The following is a 17,557-nucleotide window of genomic DNA, read 5'->3' as shown; positions in this document are numbered from 1 at the left end:
CCGTCAAGCCTCGCTGTTGCGCGTGAAGTTCTCGGGGACCGCCGGCCCCCAGAGATACAGCGAATCCTCCGGTGCGAAATCACCGGCGGGCCATGCCTGCCCGGCCGACACGTAATCGATGTCCGCCGAGTACTCGCAGAACGAACCCCACGGGTCCTCGACGTAATGGAAATAGTTCGAGCCGAGCACATGCCGGCCCGTGCCCCAACCCTTCGCGTAGCCGGCCGCGGCCATCTGCGCGGCGCCCTCGCCTACCCGGTTCACGTCGTCGACGTCCCACGCGGCGTGATGCCAGCCTCGTGCGCCGCTCTTCGCGAACGCGACGAGATGGTGATCGCTGCCATGCGGCGCATGGGTGAACGCGATCAGGTCGAGCGACTTGTCGGACAGCCGCAGGCCGAGCGCGTCGCGATAGAAATCGATCGCGCCGAGCACGTCCGGCGAGAACAGCAGCACGTGCGACAGCCGCGCGGGCCGCACCGTCCGCACCTCGCGCCGCGTGCAGTTGCCGCGCCGGTCGGCCGGCGTGCCCGCCACGTCGCGCGGCGCCTTCGCGGCCGGGCTCGTCTTCGGCCCGGCCTTCACCTGGATCAGGTTGCCGTCCGGATCGTGGAACCAGAACCCCGCCGCGTCCGGCCCGGCCGCGAAGCGCGCGCCCGCCGCGCGGGCCTGCTCGCGCAGCGCGTCGAGATCGCCGTCGAAGCAGTTGAAGCTCAGGTAGGCCAGCGATTTGCGTGCGGCCGGCAGCACGCGCGCCCAGCGCCAGCCGTCGGCCGCGCGCACTTCCAGTTCATCGGCGCGCGCGCCGGCGCGCGTCACCGTCAGACCGAACGCGCCGAAGAAGCGCTCGGCCTCGTCGATCGACGGCACGTTCAGCGCGAAGTGATCGATCGAATGCACGCCCGCGCGCGGCGCGGGGGACAAGGCTCCGCTCATGCTCGTTTCTCCCGGTTCGGGTTCAGCGCGCCGCTTCATCCGCGATCACGTTGCGCAACGTGCCCATGCCCTCGACGCTGACCTCGCACACGTCGCCCGCCTTCATCAGCAGCTTCGGCGTACGCGCCCAGCCGATGCCCGACGGCGTGCCCGACACGATCACGTCGCCCGGCTCCAGCGTGATGGCCTCGCTGATGATGCTGATCAGCGACGCCACGTCGAACACCATGTCGTCGGTACTCGCCGATTGCACGACCGCGCCGTTCACGCGTGTCTCCAGTTGCAGCCCCTTGACGCCGGACGGCAGCTCGTCGGGCGTGATCAGATCGGGGCCGAACGCGCCGGTCGCATCGAAGTTCTTGCCGACCGTCCATTGCGGCGTCTTGAACTGGTATTCGCGCACCGAGCCGTCGTTGAACAACGCATAGCCGGCCACGCAATCGAGCGCCTGCTCGCGCGCGATGTGGCGGCCGCCCTTGCCCAGCACCACGGCAATCTCGCCCTCGAAATCGAGCCCTTCCGAGTCGGCCACGGCCGGGCGGATCATCGGCTGCTCGTGCGCGACGAGGCTGGTGTTCACGCGCAGGAACAGCGTTGGATAGGATGGCTGATCGTAGTTGCTCTCCTTGGTGTGATCGGCGAAGTTCAGGCCGACGCAGAGGATCTTCGGCGGCCGCTGCAACGGCGGCAGCCATTCGAGGCCCTCGGCGGAAATGCGTTGCCCGCCCGGTTCACCCGACTGCGCACCGGCCCACTCGGCCAGATCCACGCCGCGCGCCAGCAGCGTTTCGAGCGGCTCGTGGCCAAGCACGCGCACCTGGTCGCCCTCGCGCACGCCGAGCGTCGCGCGTCCATCCAACATGAAATTCACCAACCGCATGTTTCGTTCCTTTTTTGCAGGGAGAGTGTGAGAAGTGCCGTCACGCGCGCGAGGCGCGGGCGTCACCATGAGTGCGATAGAGCCAGCCGTTCACAAGCATCGCGAGCCCGGCCACCCCCACCGGCGCCGCGAACACCGCGAACGCGGCCGTGGGCGAATGGAACGCCGCGAGCAACAGGCCGCCCGTCATCGAGCCGATGATCGAACCGATGCGGCCCACGCCGAGCGCCCAGCTCACGCCGGTGGCGCGGGCGGCCGTGGTGTAGAAGCCGGCCACCAGCACGTTCGCGCCGGTCTGCGCGCCGGACAGCCCGAAGCCGGCCAGAAACACCGTCGCCCAGACTAGCGACGGCGAGCCGAGCGTCGCGCCGATCAGCGCGATGGCGAGCGCGGCTACCGCGTACGAGCCGGTCAGCACGAAGAACGGATTCATGCGGTCCATCAGCCGCGCGTTGACCAGCGAGCCGATCGTGCCGCCGAGCGGCAGCATCGCGCCGACGCGCGCCGCGTGGGCCGCGTCGATGCCGGCGCTGGTGATCACCGTCGGCAGCCAGCTGCTGACCTGGTAATAGACCCACAGCGTGCAGAAGAACGCGACCCAGAGCAGCAAGGTGCCGGTGCGGTAGCGGGCCGAGAACAGCACGCCGACCGCGCTTTCGCGCGGGCGATCCGCGCCGTGCGGGGCGGCTTCGCCGGCGGTTGCGGCGTCGAGCGGCGTGTTCCCGTCGCCGGTGAGGCGCGCCATCACGCGGCGCGCTTCGTCGGCATAGCGCGGCTTGCCGGCCATGAAGCGGACCGATTCGGGCAGCCATCGCCAGATCACCGGCGCGAGCAGCAACGGGCAGATGCCGCCGAACACGAACACGCCCTGCCAGCCGAAGCGCGGCAGCAGCAGCGAGGCCACCGCGCCGCCGCAGGCCAGCCCGAGCGTGAAGCCGCAGAACATCAGCGTGACGCGCATCGCCCGTCCGCGCGCCGGACTGAATTCGGACGACAGCGTGATCGCGTTCGGCATCGCGCCGCCCAGGCCCGCGCCGGTCAGGAAACGCAGCGCCACCAGCCACGCCGCCGACGGCGCGTAGGCGCACGCGAGGCTGCCGATGCCGAACAGCACCAGCGAGATCGTGATCACGCGCTTGCGGCCGATGCGGTCGGCCAGCGGCCCGAACACGAAGCTGCCGACGGTCAGACCGAACAGGCCCGCGCCGAAGATCGGGCCGAGCTGGGCCGGGCTCAATGACCACGCCGCCTTCAGCAGCGGCGCGACATAGCCGACCGAGGCGACGTCGAAGCCGTCCGCCGCGACGACCAGGAAGCAGAGGACGAGCGTGAGCGTTTGCAGCGGCGAGCGCTGCACGGTGTCGGCAACGCCCGGTGGGGCAACGGATTGCGCTTGCATGGTGGTGTCTCCGATGAATTGTGATTCGCTATTTTTTTCACGGGCGCGAGTTGCCCGGCGGAACGACAGAACGGCACAGCGGCACAGCGGCACAGCGGCACAACGAAAAATCGACAGGATGACTGAACGACATCACGCCGAATCCCGGCCCCGCCCTATTGCGCCGCGAGCGCGGCGGCCGGCTCGCGATGCCGGTGCCCGACGCTGCGCCACGCGGCGGCCTCGAAGCCGGCGTCGAGCGCATCGCCGCGCCACGCCACATGCTGATCGGGGCGAATCAGCACGTAGGCCGCCTCGTAGGCCTGCGCCAGCTCGGGCTCGTCGATACGCAGCACGGCGAGCTGCGGCAGCGCGAGCGCGGCGCGTTGCACGGCCGCCTGATCGAACCCGGCGCCCGGCGCACGCGTGCAGAGCAGCGTGAAGCCCGGGCCGAAGCGGTCGTACAGCGAACGGCCGTCGGCCAGCCACACATGCGGCGCGCGATGCCCGGCGCGCGCGGTCGGCAGATAGAGATTGGCGGCGTCGGGCGGCGGCGTGCCGGCCTCGGCCTCCACCAGCGGCGACGCGTCGTAGCGCGTGCCCAGATGCACGCCAGGAATCACGAATTCGCCGGTCGCGTGGAACGCGAGGTAATCGCCGATCGCCGTGCGCGCCGCCTCGCCGGCCTCGCCCGCCTGATACGCAACCGGCGGCAGGCGCACGTGCCCGATGCTGTCGGCGAAACCGCGCGCGAACGCGGTGTTGCGCAACGCGGCGGGCCGCCGCTCGGCCTCGTAGCTCGCGCCGAGCGCCTCGCCGGCCAGCCCCTTGACCATCGCTTCGAGCTTCCAGGCCAGGTTGGCCGCGTCGTCGATGCCGGTGTTGTAGCCGAGGCCACCGGTCGGCGTGAACAGGTGCGCGGCGTCGCCGGCCAGGAACACGCGCCGCTCGGCGAAGCGTTCGGCCACCAGCGCGAAGCCGGCCGTCCAGGCCGAGCGGCTCTTGATCTCGAACGGGATGTCCGCGCCGATCGCCTCCGCGATCCGGCCGCGCACGCTCTGTGCATCGGCCGCCTCGCCGTCGCGCAGCTGCACGTTCATGATGAAGTGGCCCGCGCCGTCCACGGCGATCACCAGCGCGCGCTGCGTCGGGCTGAACGTCCAGTACTGCCAGGCCGGCGGGTGGCCGCTCGCGCGATACAGATCGGGCGCGTGAAAGTAGACGGCGTCCATCTGGCCGCCCATGAATTCGCGCTTCTCGCCTGCCATGCCGGCCAGCCGGATGCCGAGCGTCTTGCGCACCAGGCTGCGCGGGCCGTCGCAGCCGATCAGGTAGCGCGCGCGCACGGTGCGCGTGGCGGCCGGGCGATCGTCGGTGGCGTCGAGTTCGACGCGGGCCGTGACGGCATCGTCGTCCTGCTCGAAGCCCGTCACCTGCGCCGAGAAATGCACGCGGCAGCCGTCGTGGCCGCGCGCCGCCTCCAGCAGCACCGGCTCCACGTAAAGCTGCGAGCAGCGGTGCGGCGGCTCGGGCGTGGGCCACGTGAACGCATGCCCCTTGGCCCATTCGACGGCCTCGCGCGAACTGGGCTGATGCAGCCGCGCCAGCTCATGCCCGGCGATCGAGGTGAAATAGGCCACGTCCGGCGCATAGTCGGCCGGCAGCCCCAGCGCCCGCACGCGCGCGGCGATGCCGATGCGGCGAAAGTGCTCCATCGTCCGCGCGCTGTTGGCGTTCGCGGCCGGGTGCCGGCTGGTGCCCGGCTTCGCGTCGAACAGCTCGACGCCGACGCCGCGCTGGCCCAATTCAGCGGCGAGAAAAAGCCCGACCGGGCCACCGCCCACGATGATCACGTCACAATCCAGCACTGCCGTCTCCTGGTGTTTTCTAAGCTGGATGTGAAAGTAAACGGCTTATCTCTATAAATCTATACAATGAATTTCATATCCGGAATGAATTCACTGCATACATGAACACGCCCGACCTGAACTTCCTGTACGTGCTGCAAGCGCTTGCCGAGGAACGCAGCGTGTCGCGCGCCGCCGACCGCCTCGGCCTGACGCAGCCCGCCGTCAGCCATGCGCTCGGCAAGCTGCGCACGCTGTTCCAGGACGACCTGTTCGTGCGTGCGGGCGCGGTGATGGCGCCCACGCCGGTGGGCGAACGGCTGGCGCAGGGCGTGGCGCACGTGCTGGCCGTGGTGCAGGAGGAAATCTGGAGTGCGAAGGGATTCGATGCCGCCACCACCACGCGTTCGTTCTCGGTGTGTCTGAGCGACATGGGCGTGATCGTGCTGCTGCCGCGCCTGCTGGCCGCCTTGCGCGAGCAGGCGCCGGGCGCTGCGCTCAAGCCGATCCAGTTGCCGTCGCCCGAGCTGGCCGGCGCGTTGCAGGACGGCGCGCTCGATCTCGCGATCGGCTATCTCGGCAAGCTCGGCGACAACCTGCACCGCCAGCCGCTGTTCCGGCGCTCGCTGGTGGGCATCGTCAAACGCGGCAAGGCGCGCGGCAAACGGCGCATGACGCTCGCCGAGTTCATCGAGCGCAAGCACGTGGTGGCCGGCACGCTGGCGCTGACCAACCAGTTGCTGGAGAAGGAGTTGCGCAGCCATGGGGCACGGCTGATGGTGGGCGTGGATGTGCCGTACCTGCTCGCGGTGCCGAGCCTCGTGGCGAATTCGGACTACATCGCGGCCATCCCCGACGAGCTTGCGGCGCTGTTCGCGCGTCTCGCGCAGGTGGACGTGTTTCCGCTGCCGATCGCGCTGCCCGACCTGACCGTGCAGCAGTTCTGGCACGCGCGCCATCACAACGACGCGGGGCATCGGTGGTTCCGGCGCTTGGTGGCGGACACGCTCAAGCAACCGGATTGATGAGCGGCGTTCATGGGGACTGGCAGGTGTGGGTATCGCCGCGGGCGGGCAAGCAGGCCGTGGCCGAGCATGGTCACGGCCACGGCTGGAACGACCACCGCCCGACGTTGTAGCGCTCGGGGCCGACCGTCCTCTCCGCGCATGGAGCACAAGCGCTGCGCGCTCATGCCGATGCAACGGTTGCGAATACGCGCCGCGGGCTTCACATCGCGCCGCGCCCGAGGCCGGCCCCGGTATCGTGAGTCAAACGCGCATGCTCTTGATCCTGCCGGGCATTCGCCCCCGCTCGCCGTGCCGTTAAGCTCGAGACTGGCGCGCCGCAACCCGCGCCGCCCCGCCCGCCGCCCCCACGCCCCAGGGCATTCGAAGCAGAGAGGTCCCGAGATGATTTTTCGACAATTTTTCGACGCGCAATCCTGCACCTTCACCTACCTGCTCGCCTCGCGCAGCGGCGGCGAAGCCCTGATCATCGATCCGGTCAAGGAGCAGCTCGATCAGTACCTGAAGGCGATCGCCGAGCTGGACCTGCGGCTCGTGCAGGCGATCGACACCCACGTGCACGCCGACCACGTCACCGCGCTCGGCGATCTGCGCGACGCCACCCAATGCGTGACCGTGATGGGCGACCGTTCGAAGGCGCATTGCGTGAGCACGCATGTTCACGACGACGAACTGATCGACATCGACGGCGTGCGCCTGCGCGCGCTCTACACGCCCGGCCACACCGACGAATCGTTCAGCTTCGTGCTCGAAAACGACGGCCCACGCGCCGTGTTCACCGGCGACGTGCTGCTGATTCGCGGCAGCGGCCGCACCGATTTCCAGAACGGCGACCCGCGACGCTCGTGGGATTCGATCGTCAACCGCCTGTTCACGCTGCCCGACACCACCACCGTCTATCCGGCGCACGACTACAAGGGCTGGAATGCGTCGTCGATCGGCGAGGAGAAACGCTTCAATCCGCGCATCGCCGGCAAGACGCAGGCGCAGTACGTGCAGATCATGGAATCGCTGAACCTGCCGCACCCGAAGATGATGGACGTGGCCGTGCCCGCCAACCTCGCGTGCGGGCAGCCCGGCAACAAACCGGCGTGGCAAGGTTGAGAGACGCCTCGTGCCTAGACTGGCCCGCCCTGCGAACGAGACGATCGGGCATGTCGTTGCGCCGGCGGAGCATGTCGAAGCTCAGGCCCCGCCGGTACAGTGAATCCATGCCGCACACGGCGGCATGCGGACCGGCACCGGTCACCCGCCATTCAGTTGCGTTGCCTGTCAATCCAAGGAGATTCCTCATGAGCACGACCCACGAAGCCGTTCAAACCTACCTGCGCCCGATCGATCGCGACGGCCTCGAAAAATTCGCCGCCGCCAGCCGCGACAACCCGGAACGCCGCGGCACCAACAAGGTTCACACGGTGCTGCAAGGCCAGTTCCGTTCGTGGAGCTTCGTCGGCGATCACAACCCCGTGGTGGTGGACGAGCCGCTGCACCTGATGGGCGAGAACACCGTGCCGGCGCCGGGCGAAGTGGCGCTGTCGGCGCTGGGCGGCTGCCTGTCGGTCGGCATCACCGCGGTGGCCACGCATCGCAACGTGCGCCTGTCGCGCCTCGAGATCTTCCTCGAAGGCGATATCGGCAACACGGCAGCCTGGGGTGCCGGCGGCGCCGATCGGCAACCGTCGCAGATGGGTTTCCAGGAGATTCGCGTCAAGGTCGTGATCGAAGGCGATGCCTCGCGCAAGGAACTCGACGATATCGTCAGCCATGCGAACTATTGCTCGCCGGTGGCCAACACCATGCGCAATCCGATTCCGTTCAGCATCGCCACGGCAAGCTGATCCGGCTTGGGCCGGCCCGCCGATACGGCGCGCCGGCCCGGCCGCGCCCTCCTTCGCCTCTTCGCCTCGCACCGAGCGTTTTCATGTTGACTGGTCTGATTTGCGGTGCCGTGGTCGGCATCATTCTGGGCATGACGGGCGCCGGCGGCGGCGTGCTCGCGATGCCGTTCCTGGTGCTCGGCCTCGGCATCGCCAACCGCGACGCCACGCCGATTTCGCTGATCGCCGTGGCGCTGGCCGCGGCCGTCGGCACCGTGGCCGCGCTGCGCCAGCGCACCGTGCGCTACCGGGCCGCCGCCGTGATGGCCGCCGCCGGCGCGCTGTTCGCGCCGCTCGGCTTGCGCGCCGCCCATGTGCTGCCTACCCACCTGCTGGTGATCGGCTTCTGCGTGATCATGCTGATCGTGGCGGTACGGATGCTGTTGCCGGTATTCGCCAAGCAGCAGGCACAGGGGGCCGCCCGGCGCTGCCCGTGCCACGTCGACCCCGCCACCGGGCGCTTTCGCTGGACGCTGGCCTGCACGCTGTCGCTGGCCGGCACCGGCGCGTTCGCGGGCCTGCTCACCGGCATGCTCGGCGTGGGTGGCGGCTTCGTGATCGTGCCCGCGTTGCGGCAGTTCACCGATGTGGATATTCGCGTCGCCGCGTCGACCTCGCTGATGGTGGTGGCCCTGGTCAGCTCGATCACGGCGGCCGGCGCGCTGGCGGGCGGCGTGCATCTGCCCGAGTACGGCGGGATCTTCATCGCGGCCACCGTCGGCGGGCTGGTGGTGGGCCGCAACGTGGCCGGCCGCGTGCCGTGGCAGTGGACCCAGGTCACGTTCTCGATTCTGGTGGTGGCCGTGGCGGTGTGGTGGCTCGCGCGCGACCTGCTGTAACGCGAGGCGCACGGCCGACGCCGGCAATCAGGCCGCGATCAGGCCGCGTCGAGCCAGCGCATCACCTGCTGCCAGTGCGGCGCGCTCATGTTGTCGAACCAGGTGTCGTGATTGGCCTCCGGCAGCAGCATCAGATGGCTGCCCGGATGCCGGCTCGCAAGGCGCTCGGCATGCGCGACCGGAATCAGCGTGTCGCGCACCGAGCCGATCACCACCAGCGGGCCGCGGTAATCGGACACGGCGGCGACCGAATCGAAGCGATCGTGCAGCATCCAGCGCACCGGGAACATCGGATACTTCTCGCCGGCCACCGAAGCCAGCGTATCCCACGGCGTGATCAGCGCCACGCCGGACAGCGCCTTCTCGTGGCCCTGCACCACCCGCGCCGCCATCCCCGCGCCGAGCGATTCCCCGACCAGCCAGACCCGCCCGGGCCAGCTCGCGAGCGTCTGCGCCAGCGCGTCGCGCGACGCGGCCAGCGCCGCGCGCATGGTGCGCTCGCCGGGGCGGCTGCCATGCCCCGGATACTCGACGATCGCGACGCGATAGCCCGCCTGCACGAACACGTTCGCGAGCGGCAGCTTGGTTTCGGAGGATTCCTCATTACCGTGATAGACGATCACGGTGCCGCGCGGCGCCGCGCCGTCCGGCGTGACGATATAGCCCGCGTATTGACCGCCGATTTCCCAGCGCTCGATACGCTCGCCCGGGTGCGGCATGTCGCGTGGGTCTTCCGCATGCGGCGTGGACGGCAACAGCATCCGATCCTGCAGCAGATACAGGGCCGCCGCCGCAGCCAGATAGGCGCCGGCGGCGAGCAGCAGGCAAGAGACAAGAATCCGCTTGGCAGCCATCACGCGTTCGTCAGGTTGAAAACGCGCCAGTATAAGGAGTTGGCCGGTTTTTCGACGTGTTGCGATTATTACGCGGTAATTCACCGCACCGGATTCACTGCGCCGTCATGCGCAGCAGCGAGATGTCGTAGCCCAGTTCCGCCGCGCGCGCGACCAATTGCTGGCGCAACAGCGTCGACGGATTCGCATCGCGTGTCAGCAGCCACAGAAAGCGCCCGGACGGCTCGCCGACGATCGACCAGGTGTAGTCGTCCGCATGATCGAGCACCCAGTAATCGCCGACGTAGAACGGCCCGAAGAACGACACCTTGAGCTTCGCCCCGCCGCTGTCCGGCACCAGCTTCGCACGACCCTGCACCGAACGCGGCTTGCCGTTCGCGCCGCGGCCGCATGCGTTGATCACCTCGATCAAACCGTCGTCGCGCAGCGCGTAATCGGCCGTAACGCCATCGCAGCCGCGCTCGAAGCGATTCTCGTAACGCGCGAGCTCATGCCAGTGGCCGAGATAGCGATCGAGCTCGACCGGCTTGGCCGGCTGCGGCACCGCCGCGTTGCCGCGCTTGCCGCCGCCGAAGCCGGCGCAGCCGTTCAGCAGCAAGGCCGCGGCCGATACCGCGACGGCCAGCGTGGAGAAGCGCACCAGGGAACGGTTCATCAGGATGTCCTCACGGAATTGATCTGGAATCCTGAAGCAGATTCGATACCAGCACGGCCGGCCGGGGCGCAACGGGATGCGCAGCCGGAAAGCTGGGCATTTTTATAAGAGGGTCGCGCACCGTTTGTAGTATTTACCTCCCGGTACGTCGCGTGGGTGGCGCGAAGCATGGCGTGTGATGTGTCGCGATACCGCTTGGCGCAAGGCCCGGCGGGCAATCCGGCCGAGTTGGCGCGGCAATTGCATAAAGGGGCCACCACTCTAACGGGAGCACACCATCATGTTGAAATGGGCACTGATTTTTGCCGTCATCGCGATCGTCGCGGGGCTGTTCGGGTTCACGGGCATTGCCGCCGGGTCGGCCGCCATCGCCAAGCTGCTGTTCGGCTTGTTCCTGCTGCTGTGCATCGTGTTCCTGGTGATCGGGGTCGTGGTGGCGAAACGGGTCGTGAAATAGCCATGCGGGCCTGGCGCACGGCGCCAGGCCCGATCCACATGATCAGTACCGCTTACCGTGCCATCTCGGGCGCGCACAGCCGCACCAGCACATCGAGCCGCCGCGCCGGCTCGCGCACGAACGGGTTGGTCTCGTCCCACGCGTAGCCCGCGAGGACCGAACAGATCATCCGCTTCAATTCCGGCGATTTGTCCTCGTAGAACACGATGTCCTGCAATTCGCCCGTATACCAGCGCTCGACGAACGCCCGGAACGCATCGATGCCCTTGCGCAGCGCCACGTCGTAGTCGCGGGACCAGTCGACCGCCTCGCCGCGCCGCTGCCGTTCGAGCGTATCGACGGCCAGATGCGCGGAACGCAGCGCGATCGTCACGCCCGACGAAAACACCGGGTCGAGGAATTCGCCGGCATTGCCGAGCAACGCATAGCCGGGGCCATGCAGCTTCGCCACGTTGGCCGCGTAACCGCCGATGTGGTTGACCGGCATCAGGAACGGCTTGTCGCCGATCAGCCGCGCCAGCGTCGGCTCGGTATGGATCAGCTCGCGCAGCGTCGCCTCGCGCTCGGCGGCCGGCACCTCGAGAAACGCGCTCTCGGCCACGCAGCCGACCGACGAGCGGCCGTTCGCCAGCGGAATCATCCAGAACCATACGTCGCGACGCTCGGGATGCACGGCGATGCAGATCTTGTTGCGATCGGTCGAGCCGGCCGGCAGGCGATCGGCCACGTGCGTGAAGAGCGCGGCGCGCGTCGGCATCCGCGTCGGCGCCTCCAAATCGAGCAGGCGCGGCAGCACCCGGCCGAAGCCGCTCGCATCGAGCACGAACCCGGCATCGACCTCGTAGGCCGTGCCGGCCTCGTCGACCACGTCGAGTCGCGGCCGCTCGCCCGGCACGAACGCGCGCACCGAATGGCCGAAGCGCACCTCGGCGCCCTGCTCGGCCGCGCAGCGAATCAGCAGATCGTCGAACACCGCGCGCTCGACCTGATAGGTGGTGCCCCAGCCGGGCGAGGATTTCTCGCGAAAGTCGAACGACGATTCCCGCTCGCCGTGCACGAAGTACGCGCCGTTCTTGAACTGGAAGCCCGCCTCGATCACGGCCTGCAACATGCCGGCCGCTTCGAGGTAATGCATGCTCTGCGGCAACAGGCTTTCGCCGATCGAGAAGCGCGGAAAATGCTGGCGTTCGAGCACCAGCACCGAGCGCCCGGCCCGGCGCAACAGCGCGGCGGCCACCGCGCCCGACGGCCCCGCACCGATGATCGCGACGTCGACCGAGACGCGCGAAGATACTGTTTCATTCATATTGATAACCTGTTCGTTTCAGTGAATCCGTCACGACGAATCTTCACGCCACGATCTCGCAGCGCCACTTACAATGGCCGACCGACACATAACGCATACCAACGAGAGGCCATGTCGTCACTCCACACGCACACCGTCAATTACGTCCCGGAAACCGCCTTCGGCGTCTGGTTCCTGCGCACCCATACCTGGGAACACCACGTCCTGCGCGTGGCGATCGACGATCTCGCACGGCTTGCGCCCGCTCCGCTGCCGAACGCGCCGGTGATCCTCGACGTCGGCTGCGGCCAGGGCAAATCGTTCCGGCTGCTCGACAACGCCTTCGCGCCGAGCCGCATCGTCGGCATCGATTGCCATCGCGAATCGCTCGCCCACGCGGCCGAAGCGGCGCGCCACTGCCACGCCGCCATCGAACTGCATGACGGCGATTGCGCCCAGGTGCCGCTCGCCGACGCCAGCGTCGACCTGGTGTTCTGCCACCAGACCTTCCACCACCTCGTCGACCAGGACAGCGCACTGGCCGAATTCCGGCGCGTGCTGAAACCCGGCGGCCTGCTGCTGTTCGCGGAATCGACCGAGGCCTACATCAAGTCGTGGGTGATCCGCCTGCTGTTCCGCCACCCGATGCAGGTGCAGAAAAGTGCCGACGGCTATCTCGCGATGCTGCGCGACGCCGGCTTTTCGTTCGGAAGCCAAAACGTTTCGCTGCCCTACCTCTGGTGGAGCCGCGCCACCGATTTCGGCCTGCTCGAACGGCTCGGCCTGCATCGCCCGAAGCCGGGCAAACGCCGCGAAACGCTCGTCAACGTCGCAGCGCGCAAGCCCGATTGAGCGCCGCATGCCGCGGCTCGCGCACCGCCTGAGCGCAGCGGTGCGCGGGCGCCAGTCAACGCCTTACTTCTTCAGCGTCACCACGTTCCCCGTCAGCGCCACCCCGGCCACCACCGCACCCGCACCGCACGTGAACTCGGTCGCGCTCGCGACCAACTGTTTCTTGTAGTTGCTCTTGATATCGATGACGGCGTTGCCGCCCTCCTTGCGCGCACGCGCCTGCAGCTCGATCACGGCCGACAGGAACACGTGCCGGCAAGCGTCGATATCCGATTTGCCGAACGCGTTGGTCTTCTTGTTGGTGTCGAATTCTCCGTACTCCTTGACGATGGCCGGATGCGGCTGGCCGGCGAAATACAGCGAGACATCGGTGCCGACGCTGCCGGCGCCGGTGGCCAGCGCCGCGTCGATCGGATACGTACCCACGTCGTTGCGCGCCTGCGCCTGCGACACGCCCAGCAGCGCCACGGCGGCGACCATCAACATGCGTTGTTTCATGGCCGGCTCCGTTTATTGCGCGTCGAGCACGACGACGTCGCCGGACACCGAAATCGCGCCGGCGCTACCGCTGACGCCGCACATGTACTGCGTATCGGATTCCGAACGATTGTCATGGAAGCGCGTCGTGACATTGATGACGGCGTTGCCGCCGTGCGTGGCCGCGTAATTGCGCAGGCTGCCGAGCGCCGTGTCGAGCGCCTTGTCGCATACATCCTGCTCGTTGGCGGTGCCGCGCGCGAGGCGTGCCGATTCGTTGCGCCTTCCGATCCGGCTTCTGACGGCCGGATGCGCCTGCGCGCCGAAATACAGCGTCACGCCTCCCGGCGTGGTGGCGGTGGCATTGTTCGTCAGCGGCAGCGAACGGACGACCGTGCCGCAGCCCGACAGCGCGGCCGTCGCGATCAGGATGCCCGCCAGATGGAGTCGTGGTTTCATCGTGTTGCTCTCTCGTTTGTTTTGAAGGGAAGGGAAATCTCATGCCTCGCGCCAGGCGTCCAGCAGCAGGCTCGCGCAACTGCCGCCGAAGCCGAACGACACCGACAGCGCACGTGCCAGCCGCGCCTCGCGCGTCTCGCGCACCAGCGGCAGGCCGTCGAGCATCGGATCGAGCGCGCCGCCGACGGCCGCGCCGGCCATGAAGCCGTCGCGCATCATCAGCAGCGTGTAGATCGTTTCGTGAACGCCGCTCGCGCCCAGCGGGTGACCGGTCAGCGCCTTGGTCGACGAGAACGGCGGTAACGTGCCGCCGAACACCGCCCGCAGCGCATGCAGCTCCTCGATATCGCCCAAGGGCGTCGATGGTGCGTGCGTATTGACGTAGTCGGGCAGGCAGGCCGCGCCGCCGTCGTCGAGCGCGGCGCGGATCGCACGCGCGATGCCCGCCGCGCGAGGCGTCGCCATGCCGCCGTGATCGGTGCATTGGCCGAAGCCGCTCAGTTCCGCATGAATGCGCGCGCCGCGCGCCTGCGCGTGTTCGAGCGATTCGAGCACCACGATGCCCGCGCCCGAGCCGATCACGAAGCCGTCGCGCGCCACGCCGTACGGTTGCGACGCCTGCCCGGGCGTGTCGTTGAAGCCGCGCGACAGCGCGCCCATCGCATCGAACATCAACGTCATGTTGTCGTGCAGCGCCTCGCTGCCGCCTGCCAGCACGACATCCTGCAGCCCGCCGCGAATCAACTGCATGGCCTGGCCGATCGCCAGCGCCGAACTCGTGCAGGCCGACGACGGCGTATAGGCCACGCCCTCGATGCCGAACAACTGCGCGACGCCGGCCGATGCCGTGCTGCTCATCGCCTTGGGCACCACATACGGCGGCGTGCGATCGAGGCCGCGTGTGGCGGCCGTCACCATCGCCTCGTCGTAGGCGCCGATCGAACCGATGCCCGAACCGATGATCGCGCCCGCGCGCGGCGAACCCAGCCTGGCCGGGTCGAGCCCGGCATCCTCGATCGCCTTGCGCGCCGCGTGCGCGGCAAAGCGCGCCGTGTCGCCCATGAAGCGCTCGTGCTTGCGCGCGAACGGCGGCTCGGCATCGGTATCGGCCACCCCGGCCACCTGGCTGCGGAAGCCGCGCGCGCGCCAGGCATCGATGCGGCGGATCCCGCCACGGCCATCGCGCAAGGCCGACGCCACCGCGTCGAGCGTATTGCCGAGGCACGACACGATGCCGAGCCCCGTGACGACCACGCGCGACGCGGCGGGGCGCTGCGTGGCCGTCATCGCGCGCCGGCCCGCCGGAACACCAGCGACGTGTTGATGCCGCCGAACGCGAAATTGTTGCTGACCACGTATTCCGTATCGATCGCGCGGCCCTCGCCGACGATATGGTCGAGCGGCGCGCAGGCCGGATCGACTTGCGTCAGGTTCAGCGTCGGCGCGTACCAGTTGCGCTTCATCATTTCGATGGTCCACCACGCCTCGAGCGCGCCGCATGCGCCGAGCGTATGGCCGACATAGCTCTTGAGCGAACTGATCGGCATGCGTTCGCCGAACACGGCGTGGGTCGCCTCGCTTTCGGCGAGATCGCCGCGCTCGGTCGAGGTGCCGTGCGCGTTGACATAGCCGATCGCGGCGGGATCGAGTTGCGCGTCGCGCAGCGCCATGCGCATGGCCAGCGCCATCGTCGAAGCGGTCGGCTGCGTGATGTGCGCGCCGTCCGAATTGCAGCCGAAGCCCACCACCTCGGCGTGAATCGTCGCGCCGCGCGCGAGCGCGTGTTCGTATTCCTCCAGCACCAGCGTCGCCGCGCCCTCGCCCACCACCAGGCCGTCACGCGCCACGTCGAACGGGCGCGGCGTCAGCTCGGGCGTGTCGTTGCGCGTGCTGGTGGCGTACAGCGTGTCGAACACGGCCACGGCAGGCCCCGACAGTTCCTCGGCGCCGCCCGCGAGCATCAGCAATTGCTTGCCCGACGCGATCGCCTCGTAGGCGTAGCCGATCCCCTGGCTGCCCGACGCGCAGGCCGACGAGGTCGGAATCACGCGGCCCTTCAGATCCCAGAACAGGCTGACGTTGACGGCCGTGGTGTGCGGCATCATCTGCACGTAGCTGTTCGACGTGACGTCGCGCATCGAGCCGGTTTCGAGCATCGCGCCGAACGCGCGGATCGGCTCGACCGAGCCCGACGACGACCCATAGGCCACGCCCATGCGCCCGTCCCGGATCGACGCATCATCGGCCAGGCCCGCGTCGGCGAGCGCGAGTTCGCTCGCGCGCACCGCGTACATCGCCACCGGCCCCATCGAGCGCGTCTTCTTGCGCGGGTAATGGGCGGGCGGCGCGAACCCCGGCAGCGGGCAGGCCAGCCGAGTATGCAGCGATTCGAACCGATCCCAATCGGCCATGCGGCGCACCGCGTTGCGGCCCGCGCGCAGCCTGGCCTCGATCTCCGGCCAGGTTTCGCCGAAGGCGGTCACGCCGCCCATGCCCGTGATCACCACGCGCTTCATCAGATCATCCCGCCGTTGATGCCGATCACCTGACGCGTCACGTACGACGCGCTGTCGGACATCAGGAAGCCCACCACCGACGCCACTTCCTCGGGGCGGCCGACCCGCCCCATCGGCACCGTCTTCAGCGCCTGTTCGAGCGGCAGGTCGTCGAGCATGCCGGTGTCGATCAGGCCCGGCGCGACGCAGTTCACCGTCACGCCGCGCGAGGCCAGTTCGGTGGCGAGCGCCTTGGTCGCGCCGATCAGGCCGGCCTTCGCCGCGCTGTAGTTGACCTGCCCGCGATTGCCCATCACGCCCGACACCGACGCCACCGTCACGATGCGGCCGCCCTTGCGCAGGCGCACCATCGGCATCGTCAGCGGGTGCACGACGTTGTAGAAGCTGTCGAGGCCGGTTTCGAGCACGATGTCCCAATCTTCCTCGGACAGCGCCGGGAACGCGCCGTCGCGCGTCACGCCGGCGCTGCACACGATGCCGTAGTAGGCGCCGTGCTCGGCCACGTCGGCTTCGAGCAGCGTGCGGCACGCGGCGCGCTCGCGCACGTCGAATTGCAGCAGGCCGGCCGTGCCGCCCTGCGCCCTGATCGCATCGACGACGGCCTGCGCCTCGGCCACGCCGCTGCGGCAATGCACGGTCACGGCAAAGCCGTCTTCGGCCAAACGCAGCGCGACGGCGCGGCCGATGCCGCGGCTCGAGCCGGTCACGAGAACTCGCCGGGTCATGATTGGATGCTCCCCTCGATGAAAGTCTGAAAATCGTCCGGCTGGTAGACCTTGACGACCGCTTCGGCACAGCACGCGCCGTCCCGATGAATCGCGCATTCGTAGGCGCCGTGGCCGGCCTCGCTGCGCAACAGTTCGCGCGCGGTGACCGACAGCGTCGCGCTCGCCTCGAACACCGGGCGATGCGCGCGGTAACCGCTGGTGCCAAGCAGCACGCCGGGCCGCGCGCGGCCGCCGTCGCGCATCGCCAGCAGGCCGACGTGCGCGGCAATCGCCTGCGCCATCAATTCGATGCCGATCCAGGCCGGCATCGCGCCGTCGGCGTCCGCATACCAGGCATCGGCGCGCACGCTGGCGTGCGCTTCGACTGCTTCGTGCGTGCACGCGACGATCGCGTCGAGCAGCAGCATCGTGCCGCGATGCGGCAGCACGTCGAGCACGTCGCGCAGCGGCACCGCCTCGTGTGCCGTTGTCGGCGTCAAACCGTCGTCCATC

19 protein-coding genes are annotated in these 17,557 nt (G+C 68.8%); 6 read left to right on the top strand and 13 right to left on the bottom strand.

Annotation, left to right across the window (positions count from 1 at the left end; translation table 11 throughout):
* Positions 1 to 3: 3 nt before the first annotated feature.
* From AB4850_RS20490 to AB4850_RS20475, 4 genes are all read right to left on the bottom strand, one after another.
* Positions 4 to 936 (bottom strand): VOC family protein, encoded by a 933-nt coding sequence (locus AB4850_RS20490; protein WP_414444823.1) that lies wholly within the window; start codon positions 934 to 936, stop codon positions 4 to 6.
* A 22-nt stretch (positions 937 to 958) separates the two neighbouring features.
* A complete protein-coding gene (locus AB4850_RS20485; RefSeq protein WP_414444822.1) occupies positions 959 to 1,816 on the bottom strand; it encodes a fumarylacetoacetate hydrolase family protein in 858 nt (285 codons plus the stop codon).
* Between the two features lie 40 nt (positions 1,817 to 1,856).
* Positions 1,857 to 3,215, bottom strand: coding sequence for an MFS transporter (locus AB4850_RS20480; RefSeq protein ID WP_414444821.1), 1,359 nt, complete (start codon positions 3,213 to 3,215; stop codon positions 1,857 to 1,859).
* 155 nt (positions 3,216 to 3,370) lie between these two features.
* Positions 3,371 to 5,062: an FAD-dependent monooxygenase gene (locus tag AB4850_RS20475; protein WP_414444820.1), complete on the bottom strand. Its 1,692-nt coding sequence runs from the start codon at positions 5,060 to 5,062 to the stop codon at positions 3,371 to 3,373.
* Positions 5,063 to 5,163: 101 nt separating this feature from the next.
* On the opposite strand from AB4850_RS20475, the gene AB4850_RS20470 reads away from it, so the two are divergent.
* From AB4850_RS20470 to AB4850_RS20455, 4 genes are all read left to right on the top strand, one after another.
* Positions 5,164 to 6,066 (top strand): LysR family transcriptional regulator, encoded by a 903-nt coding sequence (locus tag AB4850_RS20470; protein ID WP_414444819.1) that lies wholly within the window; start codon positions 5,164 to 5,166, stop codon positions 6,064 to 6,066.
* Positions 6,067 to 6,450: 384 nt separating this feature from the next.
* Positions 6,451 to 7,170 carry an MBL fold metallo-hydrolase gene (locus AB4850_RS20465; RefSeq protein WP_414444818.1) on the top strand — a complete coding sequence of 240 codons (720 nt, stop codon included), beginning with the start codon at positions 6,451 to 6,453 and terminating at the stop codon, positions 7,168 to 7,170.
* Between the two features lie 188 nt (positions 7,171 to 7,358).
* Positions 7,359 to 7,904: an OsmC family protein gene (locus tag AB4850_RS20460; protein WP_414444817.1), complete on the top strand. Its 546-nt coding sequence runs from the start codon at positions 7,359 to 7,361 to the stop codon at positions 7,902 to 7,904.
* Between the two features lie 83 nt (positions 7,905 to 7,987).
* Positions 7,988 to 8,782, top strand: a complete 795-nt coding sequence (locus tag AB4850_RS20455) for a sulfite exporter TauE/SafE family protein (protein WP_414444816.1) — start codon at positions 7,988 to 7,990, stop codon at positions 8,780 to 8,782.
* 38 nt (positions 8,783 to 8,820) lie between these two features.
* Here AB4850_RS20455 and AB4850_RS20450 read toward each other — a convergent pair whose 3' ends face one another.
* Both AB4850_RS20450 and AB4850_RS20445 read right to left on the bottom strand, forming a co-directional pair.
* Positions 8,821 to 9,636, bottom strand: a complete 816-nt coding sequence (locus AB4850_RS20450; RefSeq protein ID WP_414444815.1) for an alpha/beta hydrolase — start codon at positions 9,634 to 9,636, stop codon at positions 8,821 to 8,823.
* A gap of 94 nt (positions 9,637 to 9,730) precedes the next feature.
* Positions 9,731 to 10,291: a lipocalin family protein gene (locus AB4850_RS20445; protein WP_414444814.1), complete on the bottom strand. Its 561-nt coding sequence runs from the start codon at positions 10,289 to 10,291 to the stop codon at positions 9,731 to 9,733.
* Positions 10,292 to 10,571: 280 nt separating this feature from the next.
* Here AB4850_RS20445 and AB4850_RS20440 point away from each other — a divergent pair, with 280 nt between their 5' ends.
* Entirely contained in the window at positions 10,572 to 10,748 is a 177-nt protein-coding gene (locus AB4850_RS20440) for a DUF1328 family protein (RefSeq protein WP_414444813.1), read from the top strand.
* A gap of 52 nt (positions 10,749 to 10,800) precedes the next feature.
* On the opposite strand, the gene AB4850_RS20435 is transcribed toward AB4850_RS20440, so the two are convergent.
* Entirely contained in the window at positions 10,801 to 12,054 is a 1,254-nt protein-coding gene (locus AB4850_RS20435; protein WP_414444812.1) for an NAD(P)/FAD-dependent oxidoreductase, read from the bottom strand.
* A 111-nt stretch (positions 12,055 to 12,165) separates the two neighbouring features.
* Here AB4850_RS20435 and AB4850_RS20430 point away from each other — a divergent pair, with 111 nt between their 5' ends.
* On the top strand, positions 12,166 to 12,885 hold the full coding sequence (locus AB4850_RS20430) for a class I SAM-dependent methyltransferase (RefSeq protein WP_414444811.1): 720 nt from the start codon (positions 12,166 to 12,168) through the stop codon (positions 12,883 to 12,885).
* A gap of 63 nt (positions 12,886 to 12,948) precedes the next feature.
* Here the strand turns inward: AB4850_RS20430 and AB4850_RS20425 are convergent, their stop codons facing one another.
* The 6 genes from AB4850_RS20425 to AB4850_RS20400 are packed head-to-tail and all read right to left on the bottom strand — an operon-like array spanning position 12,949 to position 17,556.
* The gene (locus tag AB4850_RS20425) at positions 12,949 to 13,383 is read right to left on the bottom strand and encodes an excinuclease ABC subunit A (protein WP_414444810.1); all 435 of its coding nucleotides are present in this window, start codon (positions 13,381 to 13,383) and stop codon (positions 12,949 to 12,951) included.
* Positions 13,384 to 13,395: 12 nt separating this feature from the next.
* Positions 13,396 to 13,821 carry a signal peptidase gene (locus tag AB4850_RS20420; protein ID WP_414444809.1) on the bottom strand — a complete coding sequence of 142 codons (426 nt, stop codon included), beginning with the start codon at positions 13,819 to 13,821 and terminating at the stop codon, positions 13,396 to 13,398.
* A gap of 39 nt (positions 13,822 to 13,860) precedes the next feature.
* A complete protein-coding gene (locus AB4850_RS20415) occupies positions 13,861 to 15,108 on the bottom strand; it encodes a beta-ketoacyl synthase N-terminal-like domain-containing protein (RefSeq protein WP_414444808.1) in 1,248 nt (415 codons plus the stop codon).
* Entirely contained in the window at positions 15,105 to 16,337 is a 1,233-nt protein-coding gene (locus tag AB4850_RS20410) for a beta-ketoacyl-ACP synthase (RefSeq protein ID WP_414444807.1), read from the bottom strand. Before AB4850_RS20410 ends, AB4850_RS20415 begins: the two co-directional genes overlap by 4 nt.
* A complete protein-coding gene (locus AB4850_RS20405) occupies positions 16,337 to 17,062 on the bottom strand; it encodes a 3-ketoacyl-ACP reductase FabG2 (RefSeq protein ID WP_414444806.1) in 726 nt (241 codons plus the stop codon). The genes AB4850_RS20410 and AB4850_RS20405 overlap by 1 nt, the downstream gene beginning before the upstream one ends.
* Complete coding sequence (locus AB4850_RS20400) at positions 17,059 to 17,556, bottom strand: beta-hydroxyacyl-ACP dehydratase (RefSeq protein ID WP_414444805.1); 498 nt, start codon at positions 17,554 to 17,556, stop codon at positions 17,059 to 17,061. Before AB4850_RS20400 ends, AB4850_RS20405 begins: the two co-directional genes overlap by 4 nt.
* Between the last annotated feature and the right edge of the window lies 1 nt (position 17,557).

Source organism: Burkholderia sp. 22PA0106, from assembly GCF_047497155.1.
Taxonomy (GTDB): Bacteria; Pseudomonadota; Gammaproteobacteria; order Burkholderiales; family Burkholderiaceae; genus Burkholderia.
The sequence above is the reverse complement of the archived record's forward strand: the minus strand, read 5'-3'. Positions and strand labels throughout refer to the sequence as shown.

Coding starts and splice junctions, on each gene's coding strand:
- AB4850_RS20410 (WP_414444807.1), bottom strand. CDS start 16,337: ATGAAGCGCGTGGTGATCACGGGCATGGGCGGCGTGACCGCCTTCGGC.
- AB4850_RS20450 (WP_414444815.1), bottom strand. CDS start 9,636: ATGGCTGCCAAGCGGATTCTTGTCTCTTGCCTGCTGCTCGCCGCCGGC.
- AB4850_RS20440 (WP_414444813.1), top strand. CDS start 10,572: ATGTTGAAATGGGCACTGATTTTTGCCGTCATCGCGATCGTCGCGGGG.
- AB4850_RS20415 (WP_414444808.1), bottom strand. CDS start 15,108: ATGACGGCCACGCAGCGCCCCGCCGCGTCGCGCGTGGTCGTCACGGGG.
- AB4850_RS20435 (WP_414444812.1), bottom strand. CDS start 12,054: ATGAATGAAACAGTATCTTCGCGCGTCTCGGTCGACGTCGCGATCATC.
- AB4850_RS20465 (WP_414444818.1), top strand. CDS start 6,451: ATGATTTTTCGACAATTTTTCGACGCGCAATCCTGCACCTTCACCTAC.
- AB4850_RS20445 (WP_414444814.1), bottom strand. CDS start 10,291: ATGAACCGTTCCCTGGTGCGCTTCTCCACGCTGGCCGTCGCGGTATCG.
- AB4850_RS20460 (WP_414444817.1), top strand. CDS start 7,359: ATGAGCACGACCCACGAAGCCGTTCAAACCTACCTGCGCCCGATCGAT.
- AB4850_RS20490 (WP_414444823.1), bottom strand. CDS start 936: ATGAGCGGAGCCTTGTCCCCCGCGCCGCGCGCGGGCGTGCATTCGATC.
- AB4850_RS20420 (WP_414444809.1), bottom strand. CDS start 13,821: ATGAAACCACGACTCCATCTGGCGGGCATCCTGATCGCGACGGCCGCG.
- AB4850_RS20480 (WP_414444821.1), bottom strand. CDS start 3,215: ATGCAAGCGCAATCCGTTGCCCCACCGGGCGTTGCCGACACCGTGCAG.
- AB4850_RS20425 (WP_414444810.1), bottom strand. CDS start 13,383: ATGAAACAACGCATGTTGATGGTCGCCGCCGTGGCGCTGCTGGGCGTG.
- AB4850_RS20430 (WP_414444811.1), top strand. CDS start 12,166: ATGTCGTCACTCCACACGCACACCGTCAATTACGTCCCGGAAACCGCC.
- AB4850_RS20485 (WP_414444822.1), bottom strand. CDS start 1,816: ATGCGGTTGGTGAATTTCATGTTGGATGGACGCGCGACGCTCGGCGTG.
- AB4850_RS20470 (WP_414444819.1), top strand. CDS start 5,164: ATGAACACGCCCGACCTGAACTTCCTGTACGTGCTGCAAGCGCTTGCC.
- AB4850_RS20405 (WP_414444806.1), bottom strand. CDS start 17,062: ATGACCCGGCGAGTTCTCGTGACCGGCTCGAGCCGCGGCATCGGCCGC.
- AB4850_RS20400 (WP_414444805.1), bottom strand. CDS start 17,556: ATGGACGACGGTTTGACGCCGACAACGGCACACGAGGCGGTGCCGCTG.
- AB4850_RS20455 (WP_414444816.1), top strand. CDS start 7,988: ATGTTGACTGGTCTGATTTGCGGTGCCGTGGTCGGCATCATTCTGGGC.